Origin of the sequence: Bacillus sp. FSL K6-0268 (genome assembly GCF_038005425.1) — a bacterium.
Taxonomy (GTDB): Bacteria; Bacillota; Bacilli; order Bacillales; family Bacillaceae_G; genus Bacillus_A; species Bacillus_A thuringiensis_S.
On record NZ_JBBOTF010000003.1, the window covers coordinates 34459 to 56293 of the forward strand.

Genomic DNA, 21835 nt, shown 5'->3' on the forward strand with positions numbered 1-21835 from the left:
GTCAAATGAAAAAAACTAGATGTCATATATTCATGTTGTTTTGTATTCCAGACTTGTCTTGTTGTTTTTGATTGAAGGTTATATGACCTATACGTATTCCACAGAAACATGAAAAAAAATGAGAGAGTACTCCATGCAAGAATAATAAATATCATGATTAGAATATGTGATTGGCTTGTATTCAACAAAAACAATAGGAATTCCATAAAATCCATATGCCATTTGAAACAATTTATGATAATAAAAACGCCAAACATCAGAATATATAACCATAAAGATAAAGATATACAATATTGTAAAAATCTCATTTTCGTTACATTCACATCATTTATAATTATTTCGGTTTTTGTAGACCTCTGTCTGGACTTTCCCATACTGCAAATTTTCCTTTCTGCTTTGTTGAAACTTTCACAATAGCCATTATAATTACAAAAACATTAATATACCAATAACATATCGGATACCAAGCAGCCCATAAATATTCTTTTGTTAAATTCACATCGTATTTTTTATCTATCATGATCGCAATGAAAAATTGAAACACACATATCATTGATAATATTCCTGATGATACTGTAAATAATTTCAAAAAATCAAATGTAAAAGAAACATTAATTAAAAGAGTCACCATCATGAGAAACCACACAATTGACCATATAATACTTATCAGTTGTTCAATATAAATTATATATAAACTTTTATGTTTCCAACTTAAAAAGATATCCCTATGTTTAATTAATACTTCTAAACCACCTTGCGCCCATCGAATTCTTTGTTTCCACAATCCAAATAAGGTTTCGGGAACTAACATCCAACAAATAGCACTGGGTTCATATTTAATCTGCCAACCATTCTTCTGTAATTTCCAAGTTACCGCAATATCTTCCGTTAAAATATTTCGATCCCATAATTGACACTCTAATAATGCTTGCTTTCGGAAAGCAACAACGACTCCCGAAACTGTCATTATTCCTCCATATATACTTTGTGTTCTTTTAATCATACCTACTATACTTGAAAATTCAGATATTTGTATTTTGCTTAATAGATTATTCCGATTTCTAACTCTCGGATTTCCAGTTACTGCACCTACATTGTTTCCCTGGTTAGCAGTTGAAAAATGTGGAATCATGCACTTTACTGCATGTACATCTAATATCGCGTCAGCATCTATGCAGACTAAAAAATCTCCTTTAGAAGCTAATAATCCAGCATGTAATGCATTGGCTTTTCCAAAATTTTTTTTCACATTTACACATCGTAAGTTAGGATATTGACCAATGAGCTGTTTAACGATAGGAACGGTTCGATCTGTACTTCCATCATTTATCACAATAACTTCATAATGGGGATATTTTTGTTTCATTACATGATATATCGTTTCTCGAATTGTTTGTTCTTCATTGTAACAGGGTATTAAAATTGAAACAAACGGTGCTTCATCTCGAGATAATTTTTGTTTAGATTCTATACAAATATAAAATACAATAGCGCCTACCATCCAAATAATGGACATGAAAATTGGATACCATATTACAAATTTAGATAGAATAGACATCATATTATCTACACCTCTACAGGTTTATTTCCGAAGTAACGTTACTTTCTACAATTAGCATAAATGATTTTCTGGCTAATAACTATTGTTAAATAATACTAATTTATGTTCTGTTGCAAAATTTTCTAAACAAAATTAAAGCTGGAAGAAAAATGATTCGAGGAGCATGATGCATGAGCTATTTTAAAGAGAAACATTTTAAGAAAGATATTATATTGGTAGCCGCCCGTACTATTGTCGTTTTTCTTTAAGCTATCGCGATGTATCTGAGCTCCTGAACGAGCGAGGGATATCTGTGCACCCTACAACCATCATGCGTCGGGTGCATGAATATGGCAATTTGCTTTATCAAATTTGGAAGAAGGGTAAAAACAAATCAAGACTAAAATGAAAAAAGAATAGAAAAAATAAGGCTCTTACTTTGTGTATATGACCTCAACGTAGGAGCCTTTTTCATTAGATTTGTTCATACAGCTTTCCTTGTAGCCGCCTAGTTTCATCTTTCAATCGCTTATTTTCGCTTTCCAATTCTTTGATTCGATCCCTCAGTATTTAAATCTTAGCAGCGTTACTCTCATCGCTCATTTGGCGTTTTATGGCTTTAGGGGACTTACCTGATTGCTTACGGAGCATTTCAATTCTCTCGTGGAACTCTGGATGATTGTACAAATAAGATTTGGATACCCCTGATTCAATGGATACTGTGTTGAAGTTAATACGCTCATTCTTCTTAATGGGTGTTTTTGCCCATCCCCTCGAAATGGGGGAATAAGCAAATGAATATTGTATCCTTTATGAATTGTAAAATCTTTATATACAAACTAAATAAGTAATACCGTTTTTACAAGTCTATATTTGATGTCATTTAAACCATGCACCCTCCATTGTAACAATCCAATCATCAGTTGGTGTTTTTTGTATTATTACCATACTAAAGTAGCTGTTTTCAAGTGGAAGAAATATTCCCTTACAAAAATGTAAGGTTGCTGTCATATTAATCAATAGCGATTCATTTTCCAAAAGAGCAAAATAAGTAAGATAATAACAATCGTAGGAGGATATATATGACGAAACCAGTTGTAGACGTGAAAAACGTTCAAAAAGTGTACGGTAAAAAAGGGGAAAATCAACATCGCCATCAAGCTAAAGAAAAGAAATACCCCCAAACCGAAAAAAAATAGGGGTATCTCTTTTTATATATTTAGTTCTATTTCTTTGTTCATGCAACAGAACTTATATTTCTTTCCACTGTTACAAGCGCATGTATCATATATATCCATTGGACGTGTACGTCCTTTAATCGCTTTTTTCAAATCCGTTAGATCTTCATTTAATTCTAAACTAATGATGTAATAAAAATCATATTCATTACAAATTGTTGCTATATTTTCTGCTTGTGCTCTTGTTCTTACTTTTATCATAATCGGATGATTTTCTGAACCTAATGGATACATAGTTTTTTCATCTCTTTTCTTTTTATCTTCATTTTATAAAATAAAGATAAAAAATGGAGGAGAATCCATGAAAAAATCATGTCTTTTTAAAGATTTCCGTTTACTTGTAAAGGAATTACAATGTGTATTTTCATCCCACTGTTTAACCCATCTAGCGAAAGAAACACAATTTGTACAACGTACCAGTAAATTTAGGGCACAAGATTTAGCCGCTTTATGCATAGGAATGGGCCAAGATATTGCCAGTTATTCTCTGACACGGCTATGTGGGGTTTTAGAATCAGAAACAGGTGTACTTATGAGTCCGGAAGGACTAAATGTAAGGTTAAACGAAAAAGCAGTAGAATTTTTGCGTTCGCTTTTCTCACAACTGTTGCAAAAACAATTATTAGCCACTATATCGCTACCTTCTTCTTTTTCAGAATACTTCCGGCGTATTCGAATTTTAGATGCCACTACATTTCAAATTTCAGATCAACTTGCAACAGTTTACCCTGGTTCAGGCGGAAGTGGAAAAGCTTCTGGCGTGAAAATACAATTAGAATACGATTTACTGAGTGGTCAGTTTTTACATGTTGCCTTGGGACCTGCGAAAGAAAATGATGTGAATTACGGAAAAGAAGTTCAACCTACCGTTGATTTACAAGATCTTTGTATACGGGATTTAGGTTATTTTAGTTTGAAAGATTTAGATGGCATTCAACAAAAAGGAGCCTACTATTTATCTCGACTCAAAATGAATACCAAACTGTTTCAAAAGAATGAAGAGGTCCCTGCATTTAAAAATGAAGCTAGTAAGAAAAAATATCAATATACCATGATTGATTTAGAAGCGATTATGGAACAGTTACAACCAGGGGAATTATATGAAATTCCTGTTATCTATGTGGGACGTGAGTATTTACTTCCCGTAAGAGCTGTAATTTATAGGCTTACTCCTGATCAGGAAACACAACGTAGAAAAGATCGAGCATACAAAGAGAAAAAGAAAAACATAACGTTTAGTGACCGGACAAAAAAATTACAAGGCATCAATATATACATTACAAATATTCCATCGGAATATGTTTCTAAAGAAGCTATCCATGAATTCTACTCTCTTCGTTGGCAAATAGAAATTATCTTTAAAACCTGGAAATCTATTTTTCGTATTCATTCCAATACAAATGTGAAGAAAGAACGATTAGAATGTCATATTTATGGGAAATTAATTGCGCTTTTACTCTCTTCTACTGTGATGTTCCAAATGAGACAAATATTGCTGATAAAAAAACAAAAAGAATTAAGTGAATGGAAAGCCATGTATATGATTCATGATTATTTCCGCGTATTATATCGACAAATACAAAAACAATCGAAGCAATTACTAACAAGTTTTCTTCGTTTATTCCACCTACTTGATAAAAATGGACGAAAATCACATCGGTATCGGAAGAAAACTGTATTTGATATTTTAGGCACTGCATACGAGCAGCATATAGAAAAATAAATACACTAAAAAAATTGTAGCCCGCTAGGGTTATTTTGTATGCACTTTTTTATAGAAATGCCTAATATTCTAGCATCGGAGAAAGATTTATGCGTATTTTTATAAGTTCAATCTCCTTAGCTTGATGGCGATGGGGATGGGCAAAGAAACCCAACTGTATATGCATTTGGCTTTTTTTCAAATGAAAATAATATTCATATCATAATATACAAACGTCTTACATGTTATTGTGTACGTACGGTAATCGGTATAGAATACAAACAAGCATCACTCTTTTTTATTCATTTTTCAGCTTGCGCATGAGGAATTTATTGCGTAATCATTTTCTTCTCGCAGAATACAGTAAGGGAGAGTGTTGGTATGTTTAACCAATCGCTATTTGGGGATTCTAAACCATTACTACAAGAAATCGATCGAAAAATGAGTATAATGGAGTCTATACTGCTACTTCATTCCACTTCTGGCTATGTGGATACAAAAGAAGTATATAAGGTTCATCAAATCCTTTTAGAAATGTTGAACTTGTTGCTGATTTTGGAACAAGAGCCTACGATGGCATCACTTGCAAAAGAGTTAAATCTACAACTACAAACCATCCAAGAACAGTACAATAAAATCATTGGTATAAGCTAAAAACAGCACTTTTTAAAAAAGAAATGAAAATATCCTCATTCTGATACGAATGACACGTAACTATAAAAAACAAAAAGACTTGGATACCAATCCAAGTCTTTTTTGTCAGCAAGTACATACTCGTCTAGAACAGGTAACACGCTACTCGAAATCTCTGTTCGTATAGTAAATAATAAGGACTTCAGCAAGCTTTGTTCCTTCTTTCTTGGGTGTTTTGACAAATAGATGATTTTGAATCATTCCAATCGTTTTATACGCGCTTAATTTTTTCGCTTCTTCTGTAACAGAAGTTGGCGCCTTTTAAACATGGTAGAAGGCTATAAGAAGATAGCAATAAGTTTTCCATATATACCCTACGTGCTAAGTAAAGTATCTGAATCTGCATGCATCCTACTACATAATTGGATCAAAGAATCATTAGCCACTCGTTGGCTCATCCAAATACAAAGGGTTGGTAACTGAGACATTCATAAAAAAACAGGCCTTCTCCTTATAAAATATATCGTAAGAATGAATAACATTGTTTGTACTTAGGACTTTAATCTAAGTTATCACATGGAAGATATTTCATATATATTTTTAACTGAAAGCGTTGTTATAATCAAAGTAAGAACAGCTACACAAAAATAGTTGAGGAGGCGTTATAAATGAAAAAACGCAACAAATTTTCAGTCGTTATTCCAGTGGTTAGTGTATTAACGATAGGTAGCATGTTGCCCATTACGTCTTATGCAGCTGAAACGAACAGACATCCCCATTCCAAAAATAACATAACAACTAGTCTGCACCCTAAAACGGGAATTGATACAAAAATACATGCTCCAAAATCCCCAGATACCCAAGTAAAATCTGGCGCAAGTGCTAATCCAGATACCCAAGTAAAACCTGACACAAGTACTAATCCAGATACCCAAGTAAAACCTGACGCAAATGCTAATCCAGATACCCAAGTAAAACCTGACACAAACACTAGCACAGATGCGAAAACAGGTATTCAAGGATATCTGTTTAAAAACGGAGTGAAAACACCTGTATATAACAATCCTTTATACAAAAATAGAGCAGCCAGTGATAATGATGATGCACCTTATCCTGTACTATCATCTAACCCAAATGACCCGGCCCCACAAAAGGGGACTATAAAAACGGAAACTTCCGCAGCAAATTCAATATTATATTTTGCTAAGTTTCAACCGGATTTTACGTATGGTACTTATGCTGAACAAACAGCAGATGGCCATGTTCAACTTGGAAAATATGATTTAGACACTTTAGAACGGACACCCGATAACACTGTAGGTTGTATACTTTCAAACGGTAGGGTAATCTCAGATTTAGAGGCACGAACAATGGATAAGGATAAACTTCAAAGTCTAATAGATGCACAATATAAGCCATATTTTGATGGTACAACAATAAAAAGAGAAACCTTCTATGATAGACAAGGCACGGCTATTGTTCCCACAACAGGGAAGTATGTATTTAGTCAAGCAATCACCTCTGGATTAACTACAGCAGATGCCTATGGTGGTGCTTTAACATTTGGATATAAATTAAAAATAACAGCAGGGGGCGGTATTTTACCTGCAGAAGCGGAACATGAATTTAGTACACAATTAACAGCTAGTTATAATCATACCATCACAGTTACGAAACAAGTAACAAATACTCAAACGTTAAGCAATGATACAGTGGCTGCTTCTTATCCATTACAGCAGTATAGAGGAGCTGTATATCAATTAAAATCAACATATACTGTAAATCCAAGTTCAGCATTAAAAAACGCTCCGTATCCACTTAAATTAGCACAAGATATATTTGATTATAGTGATTCTGCTCTATATTTAACGGTTACTCCTGGTGTAACAGGATAACAAATTTGGGGGTTGTTGCAAAGTTTAAAAAAACATAAACCCGCTTACAGGGGGAGGATTAGCAAATCGGCAAACAATTAGGTTCTCTCACAGATGGTAAATGGGAATATGCTCCGGCAGCAATTGATGGACATGTAAAATAAACAGTATCATTTATTTTCAATATGATTCCGTAACAAAAAGGTGATTCTTATCCAAGAACCACCTTTTTGTTCATTATTAGGAGAGAAGTTAAAAAGGAAAATTTACATCGTTTATTACGCTTGCTTGCTTATTTTGTACAACTTCTCCTAGAATATACAGTGTAGGAGGAACGAATGTGGGGTACAGCCGAGATACGTGTAAAAATAGGTCATAGGCTTACTTTTATTTCCAATCCTATTTAAAATCCGATTGGTTCTATTGCAAAGTTTGAAAAAACATCAACCTGCTTACAAAATACGGTTGTAGTTTAAGCAGTTCTAAATAACTGCTGTAATTCCTTGTACGTTGAAAAAGAGAAGTCTGGAATGTGACTTCTCTTTTGTTTATATATGGCATGAACCGTTTCGATTCCTTTCAATGTACGTGAAGCATGGCGCAGGTTTTGAAATCCTGCGGATTTAACAAAACGTCGTTTGATATGTCTATGGTCTTGTTCGATGAGATTATTGAAATGCTTAACAGTACAATGTTTCGTATGCACATAAAAGCCATTATGTTTTAGTTTTTTAAACGCACAAAGTAAAGCATGAGCCTTGTCTGTTGTGAGAACCGTTGGTTCTCCAAAAGCTTTCACTAACCTTTTCATAAACATATAGGCTGCTTGATGATCTCGCTTTTTGCGAAGTTGAATATCCAATGTGTGACCTTCCTTATCAATCGCACGATAAAGATAACGCCACTTTCCCTTGACTTTGATATAGGTTTCATCTAAATGCCATACGGAATGTGCTGATTTATTTTTCTTCTTCCAAATTTGATAAATGATATTTCCATATTCATGGACCCAACGCATAATAGTTGTAGGATGAACTGAAACACCACGCTCTCTCAAAAGTTCAGATATGTCGCGATAGCTTAAAGAAAAACGACAATAGTAGCCGACAGCTACCAAAATAATGTCTCTCTCGAATTGTTTTCCTTTAAAATATCCCATATGTTATGCTCCTCATCTCATTTTTCTACAGTCTAGCTCAGCTCCAAAAACTTTGCAACGGAACCGAAAGGAGTCTTCTCGGCTAAAATGATACAGCATGTCTATGATATTTTCATTTCAGATTTATTGGTCTATACGAACAATATTTACATGCAGAATGGTATAAAACACCAAGTAAGTCACATACTAATTTATATCTAAACATATCATAAATGAATATACAAAAAAGGAAGCATGATTTTATGCAACATCCACCCACATTATCTTGTAATTTAAGTCTCAATTTGCAAAACTTACAATATCGATTATCATCTAATTTTGATACCACATACCGAGAATTTGATATTCCAGATTTTTCACTGCAAGCTGTTTTGATTTATTTAAAAACAATCACAGATGTACAAATGCTGCAAGATTATGTCTTGCGCCCATTATTACAACATTCAATTAAACCCCAATCTAAAAACGCAAATATCACTATATCTACCGTTACAAACCGTATTGAATTATGCGATATCCAAATTGTTTCTGAATTAGATACTATCATTTCTCATCTTTTCGCTGGTTCCTGTGTATTATTATTAGAAAATATGGACATCGCTTTTATCTTAGATACTTCTAAAATAATGAATCGAGCGATTTCTGAGCCAACAACTGAAAGTAACATACATGGCTCAAAAGAAAGCTTTGTAGAAATACTGTCTATTAATGTATCTATGTTAAGACGAAACTTTAAATCTTCCCATTTATCTATACAAAAATCATCAATAGGTGTGCAAACACAACGCGATGTAGCAGTAGTTTATTTAGATCATCTTACAAACAAAAAATTCGTAACCGCAATAACTGAAAGAATTTGTGCTATCGACATAGATGATATTTTAGATACTAGCTGTTTAGAACAACTTCTGAGCAATAACTCATATTCACCATTCCCTCAGATGATACAGACTGAAAGACCTGATCGGGTTATACAAGGTCTACTAAAGGGACAAGTTGCTATTATTTTAGATGGTTCACCATTTGTTTTACTCACTCCCATTACCTTGGCATTATTATTACATACTCCTGAAGATGATACGGAAAGATGGTGGATTGGAACGGCATTCCGCTTATTACGCTTATTTTGTTTTTTATTGGCACTACTATTACCAGGCTTATACATCACTTTTATTTCTTTTCATCCAGGTCTTATTCCATGGCAATTGATTATCTTTATTCAATCTAGTAGAGGCGGCGTTCCTTTCTCAACATTTATAGGGGTATGGCAACCAAAAGCAAAATATGGGGCCATATACGAATATATTCCAATTAAAAAGGGATGTGGAATATAAAAACGTCTCCACATCCCTTTTTGTTAAATTTTCATTAGGTAAAACTATTGAATTTAATCTTGTATATCTATTTTTTAAATATAAAAATACATAAATTGTGAAATCCCCTCATGTTATGCTCTTGCTTTGTTTCCAAATGTTAATAGATGCCAAATTTTCTCGATAGGACCTTGTTTAAATTTTTGCAACCAAATAAAACTAAAAATAATTAGCATAGTAAATATAATGCAGGAGAGTATCAAGCTTTGTATTAGTGTGTAGCCAGATGTCCAACCTAACAATAAAGGAAGCAGTTTAAGAAGCAATGCGTGTCCAATATAAGCCGTTAATGAAATCCGTCCTACATAACTGAGCGGTTTATAAATATACAAAGAATGGTTTTTATTATATAAAAGAATGATGGAAGACAAATAAAATATTGATAAGGGATAAGCCGTTATATAACATAGTCCTTGAAAAGAAATATTATGCTCTACATCTGGGTTTATATAAATAGTCCATAGACCTCCTAAAATTAGGGGTAAGCTGAGAAAACATGACATCTTCTGAATTTTTTTGATCATGACCGTTTGTTGTGATAATTGCTGAAAAAGATTAATTTTCCCTACATATAGTCCTAATAGCATCATACTAAAAATTACAGATAGATAAGTGACAGCGTAACAAATTATTTGAAAAGAAATATTAAAACTTTTGGAGGAGGGGCATCCCAATACCATAGCTCCCATTACTACTAGTATATTACATGTTAGGATTAATCCCGCAATGCGTAGAATCATTCTAGACATTAGTCTAAAGAAAAGAAGTAAGATAAATCCGAATACACTATAGATGATTAAAATAGGAGTTATCTGAGGGCAAATCAGTATCGATATAATCCCTATAGGAAGCAGCGTAATTAATCGCCTTGAAAAAAGATGATAACTATGCAATCCACGTTGTTGCGCGCGTAAAAAAAAGAAATAAGACCCAACGCCAAATAAAAATGAAAAAATAGAAACGAACTTAAAATGAATAAACATGTTATTAAAAATATCCAAGTAAAAATCCATAGAATACATTGGGATTTCTTGTTTTTTTGACAAACCAGCGGCGTGTATAATTAACATTCCAATCAAAGCAAAGCCACGAAGAATATCAAGAGATATAATACGAGTAGAAATATTATTTTTAGTATGCAAATTTCTGTTGTCCTTTCCAGATGTTTAGGTATTTGTAGTAGAACATTCGTTGCTACATTTTGAATTATAGCAATGCAAAATAAAAAAAAACAGAACAAGTTATGGGGTTCGCAAAGGCCATTAAAAATGTTGCAATTCACCAATGTTTTTTCCACTCCTTGAAAAAAGTATTGGTATAAAGGATTCCATATTAGTTGTGGATGTATTTAAATCTTAGTCTTTTTCGTTCTGTCTGTCACAAAAACGACCATTTTTGTGACAGGGGTGGGGATCAAGAACTGAAGTCAAGTGAACTAGCAATCTCGCTGTCACAAAAATATGTAACAAAATCTTTTTGTAACAATACCTATTTCATATTGTTTTTGATACAATATAACAGAAAAGGAGGAATTATATGAAGTTTGGATATATGCGGGTATCTACCATTGATCAAAATTTAGACCGCCAGGAACAGCAACTAATAGACGCTGGGTGCGAGCGTATGTTTTTTGAAAAAGTAACAGGAACCAAACGAGATCGTCTGGAGCTAAATAGAATGTTAGAGTTTCTGCGTAATGGAGATACAGTAGTAGTAACAGACCTGACTCGACTTTCACGTTCTACAAAGGATTTAATTGAGATTGCCGAGCTCATTTCTCGAAAAGGAGCGAATTTAAAAAGCTTAAAAGAGTCCTGGCTTGATACAACAACTGCACATGGAAAAATGCTGTTTACTGTTTTTGCTGGTATTGCTCAATTTGAACGAGATTTAACTTCAGAGCGAACAAAAGAAGGGATTCTGGCAGCAAAAAAAAGAGGCAAATATCCTGGTAGACCATCTGTAGACAAAGAAAAATTAAGTTATGCATTTTATTTAATAGAACAAGGAACAAGTATCACAGAGGCTGCCGAAAAAGCCGGTGTATCTAGAATGACCCTTTATCGAAACATGGACTAATAAAAGATTGTATTAGTAGTTAAATTCATATAAGGAGTTTTTTATGCCTAGTATTGAAGATACAGCTTATCCTCGACTGAAAAGTAATCCATCCCAAAAAGAATTACAAGAGCTATATTCTCCTACAATTGAAGAAATTCATTGGATGAAGCCACATGTAAAAGGAGATGTAGCTAAATTAGGATTATTCGTTTTACTAAAAACATTTCAACGATTAGGATATTTTCTTCCTGTAACAGAAATACCTGAAGACATTGTCATACATATTGCTCAAAAAATGAATCTTACTCTTGTATCACGAAATGATTTACAGAAATATCATAACTCAGGTACTCAAAAACGTCACCATGCCTTGATTAGAGACTATAAAAACATTCATTTCTTCAATGACCAAGCTAGAAAAATTATGACTGATACAATGAATCAAGTATCATCAACAAAAGACGACTCAGCCGATTTCATTAATGCTGCAATAGATGAATTAATTCGTCAGCGTTTTGAATTACCTACTTTTTCTACTTTAAATGAGACAGCTAAGAGGTTGCGATCTCAATCGTACCATGTGGTGTATGAACAAATATATCAATCGATACATGAAAACGATAAAAATAAGATTGATTCTCTCTTTCAAACGAATGATGGTACGGTGTATACTCCCTGGCATCATCTCAAGCAAGATGCCAAAAGTCCTACTATAAAGCATTTCAGGGAATTAGTAGCACAAATGGAATGGTTAATGGATCAAAAAGTAAATACTACTATACTGAAGAGTATTCCTTCTGTTAAAGTACGACAAATGACCTCGGAAGCCAAAACGCTCGATGCAGCACGAATGAAAAAAATGGAACCTAAAAAACGATATGCACTTGCTCTCTCTTTTATCCAATCTCAACTCGCTCATGTTTTAGATAATATTGGAGAAATGATGGTTAAGAGAATGATGTCCGCCCGTAATAAAAGTCGTGATCAGTTACAACATTATCAAATGAAGAACCAAAAACGGACCGATTTGTTAATTACAACTCTTCATGATGTCATTCTTGCTTATCGTTCAGGAAATGAATCTCAAGATAAAATGGAAGCGATTGAACAGGTAGTAGGAAACCGACATGAGGAGATATTACATGATTGCGAATCACATCTTGCTTATAGTGGTGATAACTACTTTGTCTTTGTCTGGGATTATTATAAAAGTAGTCGTTCTACGTTGTTTAAAATTTTAAACACGGTTTCCCTACGCTCTACAAACCAAGATCAAGGATTAGAAGATGCGATTGCGTTTTTAAAAACTCATCAAAATTCCCGAAAAGAGTCTCTTTCTATCGTAAGTATTGAAAAAAAGGGATACTGGAAAAAGGAAATAAAACCTCTACTCGATTTATCGTGGATTCCTGATGCATGGTGGAGATGGATAGCTCCAAATCGAAAATCTGGGTGTTATCCAGAAGAAATTAATCGCCGTCACTTTGAAGCTTGTGTATTTACCCAAATTATGTGGGGTTTAAAATCTGGAGATCTTTACATTGAGGGAAGTGAAAAATACGCTGATTATCGACAACAACTTATCTCTTGGAATGAATATGAACAAAAATTATTGGATTTTTGTCATAAAAGCAATCTCCCCTCTACAGGTAAAGAATATGTAAAACAATTACGGAAAAGGTTTATGAAAATAGCAAAGAAAACAGATACTTCTTTTCCATACAATAAACAAGTGCGTATTGAGAATGGTGAAATTGTCATGGGTAAGTCAAAGAAAAGAAAACCTTCTCCTAAATTAAAAAGTTTAGAAAAATATATTGCTCAAAATCTAGTTCCCATCAATGTTTTAGATATGCTAGGTGATACAGAACATTGGTTAAACTGGACTCGATTTTTTAAACCCATTTCAAAACATGAGGCTCGATTAGAAGATCCGATTGAACGTTATTTAACTACTGTGTTTTGCTATGGTTGTAATCTAGGGCCTGTTCAAACTGCAAGATCATTAGGAAATATGGACCGAAGGCAAATTTCATGGGTAAATCAAAGACACATTACGACAGAAAATCTAGATCAAGCAATCCAATTCATTATTAATTCCTATAACAAATTCGGCCTACCTAAGTATTGGGGAGACGGGAAAAGCGCATCTGCTGATGGAACAATATGGGCCTTATATGAACAAAACTTGTTATCTGAGAGGCATATCCGTTATGGAGGATATGGGGGAATTGGCTATTATCATGTTTCTGATAATTACATTGCATTATTTAGTCATTTTATACCGTGTGGTGTATGGGAAGGACTTTATATACTAGATGTCTTAATGAATAACAATTCTGAGATTCAACCAGAAGTCATTCATTCTGATACACAAGGACAAAGTGCTACCATTTTTGGATTATCTACCTTAATGGGAATCGAGTTAATGCCACGAATTCGAAATTGGAAAGATTTAAAAATGCTCCGTCCAGATAAAGAAAGTCGATTTAAGCATATTGACGATATTTTTACCGATGAAATTGATTGGGATTTAATTAAAATCCATTATAAAGATATGCTACGAGTAGCCATGTCAATTGAAGTAGGAAAAATTACTCCTTCCACTATTTTGAATAAGCTAGGAACCTATAGTAAGAAAAATAAATTATATCAAGCGTTTCGTGAATTAGGACGTGTAATTCGTACTATGTTTTTATTAAAGTACATAGCTGATGAACAATTGAGACGTACCATTCAAACAGCTACAAATAAGAGTGAATCATTTAATGGGTTTACCAAATGGCTATTTTTTGGTGGAGAGGGAATCATTACTGAAAATAATAGAGAAAACCAAAGAAAAGTGATTAAGTTTAATCACTTAGTAGCGAATTGTTTAATTTTTTACAATGTATTTGCATTAACACAAGTGTTACATGATTATCGGCAAGATGGAAATAAATTGGACGAAGAAGTACTAAGTGAGTTGAGTCCATATATCACAGCTCATGTGAATCGATTTGGCAAATATGGAATTGATCCAAATAGACAGCCACCGGATTTACAGTTCGATATGCCAATTTACCAAGTAGCCAATTAACAAAAAGGGTATGTGGCGAATAAAAACTTCTTCACATACCCTTTTTGAATTGGAATATATTTGCATATGGCCCCATATTTCGCTTTTGGTTGCCATACCCCAATATGGATAGTATTTAAAAGTGCATACGACAGTTGGAATGTTAGTATGCACTATTTTTGCTCATCTGCCAGTTCTTATTGAGATACATGCTAGTATGTATGGAAGGAAGTAAATTTGGGTTCTGGTGCAAAAACTTTGAAGTAGATGAAAATGGTCTATCAAACTTGGAAATACTGATAGTATTACTCTATAAAAGGTGTGTGATCAGTATGGAAAAGGAGAATTTATTTAAGTGGAAACATTATCAACCAGACATCATTTTGACCTGGTCAAGAAAAACTGGAACACAAATTAGATTACGCAATTGATTTTGAATATTGATAAGGAGTCATTCCGTTTAATGTTGAATGAGGACGAACAGAATGATAGTACATATAAATAAATTCAGCTACTAGCTGATTCACTTGGGACAGGGAAATGAGCTTTTCTCCATGTAAGCATTCTCGCTTAAAGATACTAAAGAAAGATTCTATTACTGCATTATCCCAACAGTTTCCTTTTCGGGACATACTTTGTTGAATTTTTTGCTGTTTACAAAAATCAGTCACTTGGTAACTGCTAAATTGTGATCCTTGATCGCTATGAAATAATATGTTTTCTCGTTTCCCATATGTGTTTTTTACTTGTTGAATTGTGTCTTTTACTAATTGAGCATCTTGACAAGTATCTAACGAATAACCAAGCACCCGTCGGGTGCTAATATCTAATGCCGCACAAAAATATACTTTCATCCCATTCATTAAATGGAATTCCGTAATATCACATACTACAGTTGGTATGTCTTTCTTACCAGGTTTAAAGGATCGCTTTAATACATTGGGAAATGTACGGTGTTCTTGTTTTCGTTTCTTATAATAAGTGACAACTTTTGACTGCAAGCCGGCTTTGCATAACGCTTGTCTTACTTGTGACAACGTAACCTTGACTCCCTTGTTTATAAGATAACTGTACAACTTTCGATACCCCATTCTTCCTTTTAAGCATTTAAATTGCATGACAATATAAGCCGCTGTCTTTTTACGTTTTTTCTGATTTTCAGTGGGTTTACGATGAATATAGTCGTAAAAACCACTGACAGACACTTGTAATCGATGGCAAAGCCAGCGCACTCCAAATATTTGATTATATTGTCTTATAAACCGAAAGCGTGTTAGTTTTGGTTGCTCGCAAAGAAGGTTGCCGCCTTTTTTAGAAATTCATTTTCCTTTTTTAACGCCTGGATTTCTCTTCGTAAAGAACGTAGTTCTTCCAGTTCATTGCTTTCATAGGAGGAAATCTGTGTAGAATATTTTTTAATCCATACATTTAGAGTTCCGTTACCCAAGTCAAATTCTCTTTGGATACTTGAAATAGAACGACCTTCTTTGATCACCAATTCAACACATTGTCTTTTAAACATTTCATCATACTGTTTTTTCATCTGAAACACCTCTTCATATAGAATAATTTATCTCTATACTGTGTTCCAGTTTTACTGTACCACCTCATTTTATTAACTGTACGTTGGTACCTACGGTACAACCTCAGCTTTCGTGATTTAGTGGAAATGATGGAGGAACGAGGGTTATTCCTGGCTCATACAACTATTATGCGATGGGTACATCAATATGGACCGGAGTTAGATAAGCGAATTCGACGTTACCTCAAACAAACGAATGACTCCTGGAGAGTAGATGAAACGTATATAAAAGTAAAAGGACAGTGGATGTACTTATATCGTGCTGTTGATTCTGAGGGGAACACAATTGACTTTTATCTAAGTAAATCGAGAAATCATAAGGCTGCAAAGCGATTCTTCAAGAAAGCCTTGCGGTCTTTTCATGTCTCAAAACCTCGTATCATCACGGTTGATAAGAACCCTGCTTATCCAATTGCTATCGAACAGTTGAAGAAAGAAAAAAGGATTCCAATAGGCACTAAAATCCGAAGGATAAAATATTTAAATAACATAGTAGAACAAGACCATCGTTTTATTAAAAAACGTATACGCTCTATGTTGGGATTTAAATCATACAAAACATCAGCCTCTATATTGAGTGGTGTTGAAGCCATGCATATGGTCAAAAAAGAACAAATTGATTTACAGGACCAGTCTGTCCAAAATCAGAATATTTTTATCAACCAGCTGTTTGGATTAACTGCTTAGCAGGTAATTCCGTTAGGAATCCTTGATTCTTTTTTATTTATCATCTTTTTGCACCAGAACCTAAAAATGTATGTCTTTTATAAACAAACGAATAGCTAGGATATAGCAATCTATCCTCCTAATGTTACTTTATGATTTACAGGTTAATTTCCACGGAAGAACGTTTCCTGTCTAAGTCTGTTTTTGTAGATTGTTCAGAAAGTGTCGTGCATTCTTGAAAGGCAAATTGTTTACAGCCCTTACATTTGGATGTCTCTAATTCTTGTAGTGCAAAATGCAATGCTAATCCTGTACGTGTGAAAAAGTGTGATTCGCCAATTCTTTCGTATAACCCTGTTTGATGGAATATGTCTTTCGGTTGGTGCTGGATACCGGAAATTAAAAGGGTTCCTTGTTTTTCTAGCATCTTTTTTCGAATGTGTTCTACTGCAGACTCTGCGGAAGTATCCATAAAAGAAACATCCCCCATACGTAGGAGAAGAATGTGAGCGTTAGACTGTAGGGCTGCTTCTATAGATGTTTCGAATTCTTTTATAGTGCCGAAGAATAAAGGGCCCTCTACGGTGAAGATACTGATTTGTGGACAATTTTTCCCATTTGTGACGATGTCTGACTTGACATAGGAATCTACTGGATCTGGCAATACTTTTCGAACATGTAAAGATTTGCTCATTTTTCCAATAAACAAAAGAAATGCAAGGAGTAACCCCACGCTTACTCCAGTTGTAAGATCTGTGAAAATGGTTAAGAGAAACGTCAAAACAAGTACCAGGGTGTCTCCTGTTCTTGTTTTCAGAATATGAATAAACTCATGCTTCTCACTCATATTCCAAGCAACGACCATTAAAATAGGTGCCATACTAGCTAGTGGAATATGAAAAGCAAGCGGAGACAGGAATAATAATACTAGTAATACAACTATTCCGTGTATCATACCTGATACGGGGGAAGTCGCCCCATTTTTAATATTCGTTGCGGTTCTAGCGATGGCACCCGTCGCAGGAATACCGCCAAATAACGGTGTCACCATATTTGCAATTCCTTGTCCCACCAGTTCTTTATTACTATTATGTTTGCTGTTTGCCATGTTATCTGCCACCATGGCAGACAACAATGATTCAATCCCACCTAATGCCGCAATAATACAGGCTGCTGGAAGTAACATAAGGACAGTATCCCATGTAAATTCAGGCATTTGGAAGTCCGGTAGTTGATGCGGGATATCGCCGTATGTAGTCCCAATCGTTTCAATTTGATTCGGAAATAACAGGGTTGCGATTAAACTTGAAATGACCAAACCCAATAATGCGCCTGGAATGCGAGGTAACCATTTTGTAGCTGCAATCACAATTCCTAAGCAAAGAAAAGCGGTAAGAATACTGTACGGATTCAATTCGGCGATATTTGTCCCAATTTCTTTCATATTATAAAAAAAGGTTTCTTGCTTTTCCAGGTGATGAAGCCCTAAAAAATTTGCAATTTGTCCGGAGAAGATGATGACCGCAATACCAGTCGTAAAACCAATCATGACAGGTCGCGGAATAAAGGTGATAAACCTTCCTAGTTTGCATACGCCCATGATAATAAGTAAAATTCCTGCCATAAAACCAGCAATTAATAAGTTTTCATAGCCATATTGCATCACAATACCAAGTAAGATGGGTACAAATGCGCCTGTTGGTCCTGCAATCTGATATTTTGATCCACCAAATATGGATACGAGAATCCCTGCGATAATCGTCGTATAAATACCATATTCAGGTCGTACACCGCAAGCAATGGCAAATGCCATTGCAAGCGGAATCGCTACAATCCCTACAACCAATCCTGCCAGCATATCTTTTTGTAAGTTCGCAAGGCTATATCCTTCATATCTGCCTGAAAATCTCATCGTTTTTCCTCCTCTTCCTGCATGTATTTAAGGACTTGTTGTATGTGCGTAGGAATATCCCTCTACAACGACTTCTAAATTTCCTGTTTTGGGATGAATGACAAGTCCATGCACAGGTACAGAAGGTGGCAATAACGGATGTTGGCGTATCATTTCTACACTATGTTGGACACTTTCCTGTACGTTTCGGAAACCGGTTAACCATGTAGATAAATCAATGCCTGCATGTTGTAGTGTACGAATGCAGGTGGAATCAATGCCTTGCTGTTTTACCTTTTCTAATAGCGGCTCAGCTTGCAAACCCGCCATGCCACAATCTTCATGACCAATCACACAAATTTCCTCCACTTGTAATTCATAAATACCCAGTATGATACTCCGCATCATACTACCAAAAGGATGGGAAATCACAGCGCCTGCGTTCTTTATGACTTTGGCATCCCCATTTTGTAAGCCCAATGCCTGTGGTAATAATGTTAACAATCTGGTGTCCATACACGTTACAATCAATAATTTTTTATTTGGAAATTTGGTCGTAGAAAAAGGTTCATATTCTTGTTTTTGTACAAATGTTTCATTATGCGTCAATATATTTTCTAGTAATGTCACTTGGTAACGCCTCCCTTATTAGGTACGATCACATGAATAGGCTGAAATAAAAAAAGCTTGCCAATTTTCTAGATTGGTAAGCTTTTGATACGAATTCGAACGTGATCTTATGTTTAGTCTAGAGAGGATAAAATTGGGTGTCAACAACCTAAAACATGAGAAATATATTCTTACATTCTGTATGTTTCATACAAAATCTAAAATTCTTTTTTCTGATTCTTATCTGCATGTCATGTTAAAGACATAAACAGGAAAAATAACAAACAGCTCCTTAGGTAAAATAAGTATCATAAAATCACCATTCATCTACGTTATTTCGATTTTTAGCTGTTCTACACAGGGAGACATTTTTTTCTGATCCGTAATATGCATAAGTTGAGAAATATAGATAGCACCTTGTATGTCATATAAAATTCATTTATTGTGTAACTAAATAACCGTCAATAAAGTATTTAAGTTGCATTTACCTAAGAATGTAATACCTACATATGGTCGATTCATGGTGAAACAGAAAAGAATGAAAGGTGAATCTATCATAATGATATATGTTTTACATAAAACTTTGAATTGTTACGAGGGAGACAAAGTGAGAACAATGGATGTTTGTTAGGAACAATCCATTTCATATATTAAGGAGGAAATAGAATGAACCAAACCGTAAAATATGCAATTCGATTTCTAGCTGTACCTTTTGTAACAGGTGCAGTTCTGTTTAGTACAGCGGCAATGCAAAATGTAAAAGCAGCTAGTGAACCATCATTACAAATACAAAAAAATGAAGTGGGAACATTAGAAATTACATTGACAGCTATGGAATGGAAATATGATCATAGTGAGCCTGGGGGATTTAAGTATTATCCTGGAAACAACTTAGCAGATGTAGAATTTACAATCTATAATAAAAAGGACAATACAGAGTATGCAAAGAAACGAACGGATAAAAATGGAAAAGTTTCGTTTCAACTCCCTTTGAATCTTTCTTTTTCCTGTAAACAAACATCGGTTCTGGTGCAAAAACTTTGAAGTAGATGAAAATGGTCTATCAAACTTGGAAATACTGATAGTATTACTCTATAAAAGGTGTGTGATCAGTATGGAAAAGGAGAATTTATTTAAGTGGAAACATTATCAACCAGACATCATTTTATTAACTGTACGTTGGTACCTACGGTACAACCTCAGCTTTCGTGATTTAGTGGAAATGATGGAGGAACGAGGGTTATTCCTGGCTCATACAACTATTATGCGATGGGTACATCAATATGGACCGGAGTTAGATAAGCGAATTCGACGTTACCTCAAACAAACGAATGACTCCTGGAGAGTAGATGAAACGTATATAAAAGTAAAAGGACAGTGGATGTACTTATATCGTGCTGTTGATTCTGAGGGGAACACAATTGACTTTTATCTAAGTAAATCGAGAAATCATAAGGCTGCAAAACAATTCTTCAAGAAAGCTTTGTGGTCTTTTCATGTCTCAAAACCTCGTATCATCACGGTTGATAAGAACCCTGCTTATCCAATTGCTATCGAACAGTTGAAGAAAGAAAAAAGGATTCCAATAGGCACTAAAATCCGAAGGATAAAATATTTAAATAACATAGTAGAACAAGACCATCGTTTCATTAAAAAACGTATACGCTCTATGTTGGGATTTAAATCATACAAAACATCCGCCTCTATATTGAGTGGTGTTGAAGCCATGCATATGGTCAAAAAAGAACAAATTGATTTACAGGACCAGTCTGTCCGAAATCAGAATATTTTTATCAACCAGCTGTTTGGATTAACTGCTTAGCAGGTAATTCCGTTAGGAATCCTTGATTCTTTTTTATTTATCATCTTTTTGCACCAGAACCATCGATGGTCTTGCTCCACTACGTTATTTAGATATTTTATCTGCCGAATTTGAGTGCCTAACGGCACTTTTTTCTCGCTCTTTAATTTAGTGATGGCAACTGGATAAGCAGGATTTTTATCAATTGTGATTGTACGAGGTTTTGAGATATGAAAAGACTGCAAAGCCTTTTTAAAGAATCGCTTTGCAGCCTTATGATTTCTAGTTTTACTGAGATAGAAGTCAATCGTATTTCCTTCAGAATCAACCGCACGGTATAAATACATCCATTGCCCTTTTACTTTTATATACGTTTCATCCACTCGCCATGAATCATTTGTTTGTTTCAGATGACGTCGGATCCGTTGATCCCGTTCCGGTCCGTATTGATGGACCCAGCGCATAATCGTTGTATGAGCTAAAGATAATCCTCTTTCTTCCATCATTTCCACCAAATCTCGAAAACTTAGATTGTACCGTAGGTACCAACGTACAGTTAATACAATGATATCCGGTTGATAATGCTTCCATTTAAACAAATTGTCCTTTTTCATACTGATCACACACCTTTTATAGAGTAATACTATC

At 34.5% G+C, this 21835-nt stretch carries 17 protein-coding genes and 3 pseudogenes; 11 read left to right on the forward strand and 9 right to left on the reverse strand.

Annotation, left to right across the window (positions count from 1 at the left end; all coding sequences use genetic code 11):
• Window positions 1–334: 334 nt before the first annotated feature.
• Window positions 335–1561 (reverse strand): poly-beta-1,6-N-acetyl-D-glucosamine synthase, encoded by a 1227-nt coding sequence (gene pgaC / locus MHI28_RS33500; protein ID WP_100910711.1) that lies wholly within the window; start codon window positions 1559–1561, stop codon window positions 335–337.
• A gap of 170 nt (window positions 1562–1731) precedes the next feature.
• Between pgaC and MHI28_RS33505 the strand changes: the two are divergent.
• Both MHI28_RS33505 and MHI28_RS36370 read left to right on the forward strand, forming a co-directional pair.
• Window positions 1732–1937: pseudogene (locus MHI28_RS33505) on the forward strand (IS6 family transposase); the annotation flags it as partial.
• Window positions 1938–2622: 685 nt separating this feature from the next.
• Window positions 2623–2706 (forward strand): annotated as a pseudogene (locus tag MHI28_RS36370) (bacitracin ABC transporter ATP-binding protein); the annotation flags it as partial.
• A 45-nt stretch (window positions 2707–2751) separates the two neighbouring features.
• Here MHI28_RS36370 and MHI28_RS33510 read toward each other — a convergent pair.
• On the reverse strand, window positions 2752–3012 hold the full coding sequence (locus tag MHI28_RS33510) for an SEC-C metal-binding domain-containing protein (RefSeq protein WP_086387926.1): 261 nt from the start codon (window positions 3010–3012) through the stop codon (window positions 2752–2754).
• 67 nt (window positions 3013–3079) lie between these two features.
• On the opposite strand from MHI28_RS33510, the gene MHI28_RS33515 reads away from it, so the two are divergent.
• The 3 genes from MHI28_RS33515 (at window position 3080) to MHI28_RS33525 (ending at window position 7008) form a co-directional block, all read left to right on the forward strand.
• Window positions 3080–4501 (forward strand): IS4 family transposase, encoded by a 1422-nt coding sequence (locus MHI28_RS33515; RefSeq protein WP_100910712.1) that lies wholly within the window; start codon window positions 3080–3082, stop codon window positions 4499–4501.
• 360 nt (window positions 4502–4861) lie between these two features.
• The gene (locus tag MHI28_RS33520) at window positions 4862–5134 is read left to right on the forward strand and encodes a hypothetical protein (protein ID WP_100910713.1); all 273 of its coding nucleotides are present in this window, start codon (window positions 4862–4864) and stop codon (window positions 5132–5134) included.
• Window positions 5135–5781: 647 nt separating this feature from the next.
• Window positions 5782–7008: a hypothetical protein gene (locus tag MHI28_RS33525; RefSeq protein ID WP_100910714.1), complete on the forward strand. Its 1227-nt coding sequence runs from the start codon at window positions 5782–5784 to the stop codon at window positions 7006–7008.
• 451 nt (window positions 7009–7459) lie between these two features.
• On the opposite strand, the gene MHI28_RS33530 is transcribed toward MHI28_RS33525, so the two are convergent.
• Entirely contained in the window at window positions 7460–8146 is a 687-nt protein-coding gene (locus tag MHI28_RS33530; RefSeq protein ID WP_340828847.1) for an IS6 family transposase, read from the reverse strand.
• 242 nt (window positions 8147–8388) lie between these two features.
• Here MHI28_RS33530 and MHI28_RS33535 point away from each other — a divergent pair, with 242 nt between their 5' ends.
• Window positions 8389–9480 (forward strand): spore germination protein, encoded by a 1092-nt coding sequence (locus MHI28_RS33535; protein ID WP_340828849.1) that lies wholly within the window; start codon window positions 8389–8391, stop codon window positions 9478–9480.
• A gap of 113 nt (window positions 9481–9593) precedes the next feature.
• Here MHI28_RS33535 and MHI28_RS33540 read toward each other — a convergent pair whose 3' ends face one another.
• Complete coding sequence (locus MHI28_RS33540) at window positions 9594–10661, reverse strand: DUF418 domain-containing protein (protein WP_100910723.1); 1068 nt, start codon at window positions 10659–10661, stop codon at window positions 9594–9596.
• Between the two features lie 394 nt (window positions 10662–11055).
• On the opposite strand from MHI28_RS33540, the gene MHI28_RS33545 reads away from it, so the two are divergent.
• Entirely contained in the window at window positions 11056–11598 is a 543-nt protein-coding gene (locus MHI28_RS33545; RefSeq protein ID WP_098584175.1) for a recombinase family protein, read from the forward strand.
• Between the two features lie 43 nt (window positions 11599–11641).
• Complete coding sequence (locus MHI28_RS33550; RefSeq protein ID WP_100910650.1) at window positions 11642–14659, forward strand: Tn3 family transposase; 3018 nt, start codon at window positions 11642–11644, stop codon at window positions 14657–14659.
• A gap of 398 nt (window positions 14660–15057) precedes the next feature.
• On the opposite strand, the gene MHI28_RS33555 is transcribed toward MHI28_RS33550, so the two are convergent.
• The gene (locus MHI28_RS33555) at window positions 15058–15957 is read right to left on the reverse strand and encodes an IS3 family transposase (protein ID WP_340828443.1); all 900 of its coding nucleotides are present in this window, start codon (window positions 15955–15957) and stop codon (window positions 15058–15060) included.
• The gene (locus MHI28_RS33560; protein WP_069354784.1) at window positions 15912–16181 is read right to left on the reverse strand and encodes a transposase; all 270 of its coding nucleotides are present in this window, start codon (window positions 16179–16181) and stop codon (window positions 15912–15914) included. Before MHI28_RS33560 ends, MHI28_RS33555 begins: the two co-directional genes overlap by 46 nt.
• 54 nt (window positions 16182–16235) lie before the next feature.
• Between MHI28_RS33560 and MHI28_RS33565 the strand changes: the two genes are divergently transcribed.
• Window positions 16236–16907 (forward strand): IS6 family transposase, encoded by a 672-nt coding sequence (locus tag MHI28_RS33565; protein ID WP_340828951.1) that lies wholly within the window; start codon window positions 16236–16238, stop codon window positions 16905–16907.
• A 136-nt stretch (window positions 16908–17043) separates the two neighbouring features.
• On the opposite strand, the gene MHI28_RS33570 is transcribed toward MHI28_RS33565, so the two are convergent.
• Together MHI28_RS33570 and MHI28_RS33575 are read right to left on the reverse strand one after the other, a co-directional pair.
• Window positions 17044–18798: a SulP family inorganic anion transporter gene (locus MHI28_RS33570; RefSeq protein WP_340828852.1), complete on the reverse strand. Its 1755-nt coding sequence runs from the start codon at window positions 18796–18798 to the stop codon at window positions 17044–17046.
• A gap of 27 nt (window positions 18799–18825) precedes the next feature.
• Window positions 18826–19407: a beta-class carbonic anhydrase gene (locus MHI28_RS33575; protein WP_208743126.1), complete on the reverse strand. Its 582-nt coding sequence runs from the start codon at window positions 19405–19407 to the stop codon at window positions 18826–18828.
• A gap of 645 nt (window positions 19408–20052) precedes the next feature.
• Between MHI28_RS33575 and MHI28_RS33580 the strand changes: the two genes are divergently transcribed.
• Window positions 20053–20430 carry a SpaA isopeptide-forming pilin-related protein gene (locus MHI28_RS33580; protein WP_340828855.1) on the forward strand — a complete coding sequence of 126 codons (378 nt, stop codon included), beginning with the start codon at window positions 20053–20055 and terminating at the stop codon, window positions 20428–20430.
• Between the two features lie 70 nt (window positions 20431–20500).
• Entirely contained in the window at window positions 20501–21208 is a 708-nt protein-coding gene (locus MHI28_RS33585; protein ID WP_326274466.1) for an IS6 family transposase, read from the forward strand.
• Window positions 21209–21267: 59 nt separating this feature from the next.
• Here MHI28_RS33585 and MHI28_RS33590 read toward each other — a convergent pair.
• A pseudogene (locus MHI28_RS33590) lies at window positions 21268–21801 on the reverse strand (IS6 family transposase); the annotation flags it as partial.
• Window positions 21802–21835 lie beyond the last annotated feature (34 nt).

Excerpts from the sequence above, each read along its gene's own strand:
- pgaC (WP_100910711.1), bottom strand. The coding sequence starts at position 1,561 with ATGATGTCTATTCTATCTAAATTTGTAATATGGTATCCAATTTTCATG.
- MHI28_RS33510 (WP_086387926.1), bottom strand. The coding sequence starts at position 3,012 with ATGTATCCATTAGGTTCAGAAAATCATCCGATTATGATAAAAGTAAGA.
- MHI28_RS33515 (WP_100910712.1), top strand. The coding sequence starts at position 3,080 with ATGAAAAAATCATGTCTTTTTAAAGATTTCCGTTTACTTGTAAAGGAA.
- MHI28_RS33520 (WP_100910713.1), top strand. The coding sequence starts at position 4,862 with ATGTTTAACCAATCGCTATTTGGGGATTCTAAACCATTACTACAAGAA.
- MHI28_RS33525 (WP_100910714.1), top strand. The coding sequence starts at position 5,782 with ATGAAAAAACGCAACAAATTTTCAGTCGTTATTCCAGTGGTTAGTGTA.
- MHI28_RS33530 (WP_340828847.1), bottom strand. The coding sequence starts at position 8,146 with ATGGGATATTTTAAAGGAAAACAATTCGAGAGAGACATTATTTTGGTA.
- MHI28_RS33535 (WP_340828849.1), top strand. The coding sequence starts at position 8,389 with ATGCAACATCCACCCACATTATCTTGTAATTTAAGTCTCAATTTGCAA.
- MHI28_RS33545 (WP_098584175.1), top strand. The coding sequence starts at position 11,056 with ATGAAGTTTGGATATATGCGGGTATCTACCATTGATCAAAATTTAGAC.
- MHI28_RS33550 (WP_100910650.1), top strand. The coding sequence starts at position 11,642 with ATGCCTAGTATTGAAGATACAGCTTATCCTCGACTGAAAAGTAATCCA.
- MHI28_RS33560 (WP_069354784.1), bottom strand. The coding sequence starts at position 16,181 with ATGAAAAAACAGTATGATGAAATGTTTAAAAGACAATGTGTTGAATTG.
- MHI28_RS33570 (WP_340828852.1), bottom strand. The coding sequence starts at position 18,798 with ATGAGATTTTCAGGCAGATATGAAGGATATAGCCTTGCGAACTTACAA.
- MHI28_RS33580 (WP_340828855.1), top strand. The coding sequence starts at position 20,053 with ATGAACCAAACCGTAAAATATGCAATTCGATTTCTAGCTGTACCTTTT.
- MHI28_RS33585 (WP_326274466.1), top strand. The coding sequence starts at position 20,501 with ATGGAAAAGGAGAATTTATTTAAGTGGAAACATTATCAACCAGACATC.